The 3122-nt window shown below is 62.0% G+C and carries 3 protein-coding genes and 1 pseudogene; all 4 read right to left on the minus strand.

Annotated elements, in window-relative coordinates; translation table 11 throughout:
• Nucleotides 1-604: ABC transporter permease (locus AAZU54_RS27200; protein WP_434727892.1), on the minus strand; the 604-nt coding region annotated here is incomplete at its 3' end.
• A gap of 11 nt (nucleotides 605-615) precedes the next feature.
• Entirely contained in the window at nucleotides 616-1863 is a 1248-nt protein-coding gene (locus AAZU54_RS27205; RefSeq protein ID WP_434727893.1) for an ABC transporter permease, read from the minus strand.
• 63 nt (nucleotides 1864-1926) lie between these two features.
• The gene (locus AAZU54_RS27210) at nucleotides 1927-2961 is read right to left on the minus strand and encodes an ABC transporter substrate-binding protein (RefSeq protein WP_264235362.1); all 1035 of its coding nucleotides are present in this window, start codon (nucleotides 2959-2961) and stop codon (nucleotides 1927-1929) included.
• A gap of 40 nt (nucleotides 2962-3001) precedes the next feature.
• Nucleotides 3002-3122 (minus strand): annotated as a pseudogene (locus tag AAZU54_RS27215) (spermidine/putrescine ABC transporter ATP-binding protein); the annotation flags it as partial.

Raw genomic sequence — 3122 nt, forward strand, 5'->3', positions numbered from 1 at the left:
ACAACGCGCCGGAGATCACCCCCGGGGCAATCAGCGGCAAGGTCACCCGCCGAAACGCCGTCAGTGGCGACGCCCCCAGGCTGGCTGCGGCCCGCACCAGGTTGTAGTTAAAGCCTTGCAAGGTCGCCGACACGGTGATGATGACGAACGGCACACCCAGCACCGCATGCACCAGAATCAGCGAGATGAAGCTGTTGCCCATCCCCAGCGGGGCGAAGAACAAGTAGCTGGCCACGCCAATGATCACCACCGGCACCACCATCGGCGAGATCACCAGCGCCATCACCAACGATTTGCCGGGGAAGTCGCCGCGAGTCAGGCCAATCGCCGCCAGGGTGCCAAACACCATGGCCAGCACGGTCGCCGCCGGGGCGACGATGATGCTGTTCTTCAACGCCCGCATCCACTCGGCCGAGGCGAAGAAGTCGTGGTACCACTGCAGCGAGAAGCCCTGCAAGGGATAGACCAGGAAACTGCCGCTGTTGAATGACAGCGGGATGATCACCAACACCGGCAGCACCAGGAACAACAGGATCAAGCCGCAGAGAATCCGCAGGCTGTAGAACCAGACCCGCTCCACGGGCGACATGTATGGACTCAGCATGACAAGGCTCCTCAGCTCAAGCGCAGGCGGCTAGCGCCCACCAGCCAGCTATAGATCAGGTACAACAGCACGGTCGCCAGCAGCAACAGGCCGCCCAATGCAGTGGCCATGCCCCAGTTGATGCTGGTGTTGGTATAGAAGGCGACGAAATAGCTGACCATCTGGTCGTTCGGGCTGCCCAGCAACGCCGGGGTGATGTAGTAGCCGATGGCCAGGATGAACACCAACAAGCAGCCAGCGCCCACGCCAGCGTAGGTCTGCGGGAAGTACACCCGCCAGAAACTGGCGAACGGATGGCAACCCAGCGAGATTGCGGCGCGCATATAGCTCGGCGAGATGCCCTTCATCACGCTGTACAGCGGCAGGATCATGAACGGCAGCAGGATGTGCACCATCGAGATGTACACACCTGTGCGGTTGAACACCAACTCCAGCGGCTCATCGATGATGCCCATGGCCATCAGCGCACTGTTGATCAATCCACCCGACTGCAACAGCACGATCCAGGCCGCGACCCGCACCAGGATCGAGGTCCAGAACGGCAACAGCACCAGGATCATCAACAAGTTGCTCTGCCGGGTTGGCAGGTTGGCTAGCAGATAAGCCAACGGGTAGGCCAACAACAAGCAGATAACAGTGATCACCACACCCATCCACAGGGTGCGGGCGAAAATATCCAGGTAGATCGCCTGGTCTGGCGTGGCCTTGGCCAGCTCACCCAGGTCATCGACACGATGGTCGACCGAGGCCAGCAAGTAATACGGGGTGACGGTGCTGGTATTGCGGCGGATCGCCTGCCAATAGGCCGGATCGCCCCAACGCTCATCGAGGGTTTGCAGTGCTTCTTTATAAGAGCCAGGTTCAGTCTTCAACGGCAGCGCCCGCGCAGTCTTCGACAGCAGGCTGCGATAACCGGCCAGCTCCATGTTCAAGCGTTTGGACAGATCGCCCAGGGTCTGGTTCTTGCGCGCCTCGGGCAGGTCCAGGCTCAGCGCCTTGTAGACCTCTTCGCCCGGTAGGCTTTTGCCATCCCACTGCTCGATCGCCTCGACGGTCCGCGGCAGGCCGGCGACCACCTCGGGGTTGCCGACGCTTTTGTACAACAGCGCCGCGATCGGCACCAGGAACACCAGCAGCAGGAACAGCGCCAGCGGCGCGATCAACGCCTGGGCCTTCCAGCGGTTGACCCGCTCGGCATGCTTGAGGCGCTGTTTCAGGTTTGGACCTGCGCCTTCTTTAAGGGGCACTGCAATGGCCATGGCGAACTCCGAAAATCTGGGAAACAGGGAGCGCCGGAGATGCCCGGCGCTCCGATGGCGCAGTTACTTCTTCGCAGCCCAAGCGTTGAAGCGTTGCTCCAGTTGCTCGCTGTTGTCGGCCCAGAAGGCCACGTCGATCTGCACCTGGTTGGCGATGTTCTCAGGCGTGGTCGGCATGTCTTTCTTCACGGCATCGGCCAGCAGCGGTACGGCCTTGGAGTTGGCCGGGCCGTAGGCGATGTTTTCCGAGTAGGTCTTCTGCTGCTCGGGCTGCACGGTGTAGGCGATGAACTTCTTCGCCTCTTCCACATCCTTGGCGCCTTTGGGGATGGCCCAGGCGTCGAAGTCGTAGATGCCGCCGTTCCACACCACTTTGAGGTTGCTCTCTTTCTGTACCGCGGCGATCCGACCGTTGTAGGCCGAGCTCATGACCACGTCACCCGAGGCCAGGTACTGTGGCGGCTGGGCGCCGGCTTCCCACCACTGAATGCTCGGCTTGAGCTCGTCGAGTTTCTTGAAGGCGCGGTCTACACCCTCTTTGGTCGCGAGCACCTTATACACGTCCTTGGGCGCGACGCCGTCAGCCATCAGGGCGAATTCCAGGGTGTATTTGGCGCCCTTGCGCAGGCCACGCTTGCCCGGGAACTGCTTGGTGTCCCAGAAATCGGCCCAGCTGGTAGGTGCGGTCTTGAGCTTGTCGGCGTTGTACGCCAGTACCGTGGACCAGACGAAGAAGCCCACGCCGCATGGCTGGATGGCGCCTGGCACGTAGTCGGCCTCGTCACCGAACAGCGCCGGGTCGAGCTCTTCGAACATGCCCTCGTCGCAACCACGGGCCAGCTCCGGCGACTCGACCTCGACCAGGTTCCACGACACGCTCTTGGTGTCGACCATGGCTTTGACCTTGGCCATCTCGCCGTTGTACTCGCCCGCGACGATCTTGCCCTTGCCAGCCTTCTCCCACGGCTCGTAGAACGCCTTGACCTGGGCGGCCTTGTTGGCCCCGCCGAACGACACCACGGTCAAGTCCGCGGCCAGGGCTTGGCCTGCGGCGAACAGGCCGAGGGCCAGGGCGGTCAGTTTCAACTGCTTGCGCATTATTATTCTCTCCACAGTACAGGGTTGGTTAAGCGAACCATCAGTGGGCTTCGGCAATCGGGTCGAGCGCGCGAGCGTGCTCGACCTCCCAGCCAAGCGGTACCACATCGCCCACGGCCAGGGCCGGGTCGAGTTCGGCAATCGGCTGCTTCACGAAGAAG

It is taken from the genome of Pseudomonas sp. Je.1.5.c, assembly GCF_051129895.1.
GTDB classification, from domain to species: Bacteria; Pseudomonadota; Gammaproteobacteria; order Pseudomonadales; family Pseudomonadaceae; genus Aquipseudomonas; species Aquipseudomonas urmiensis.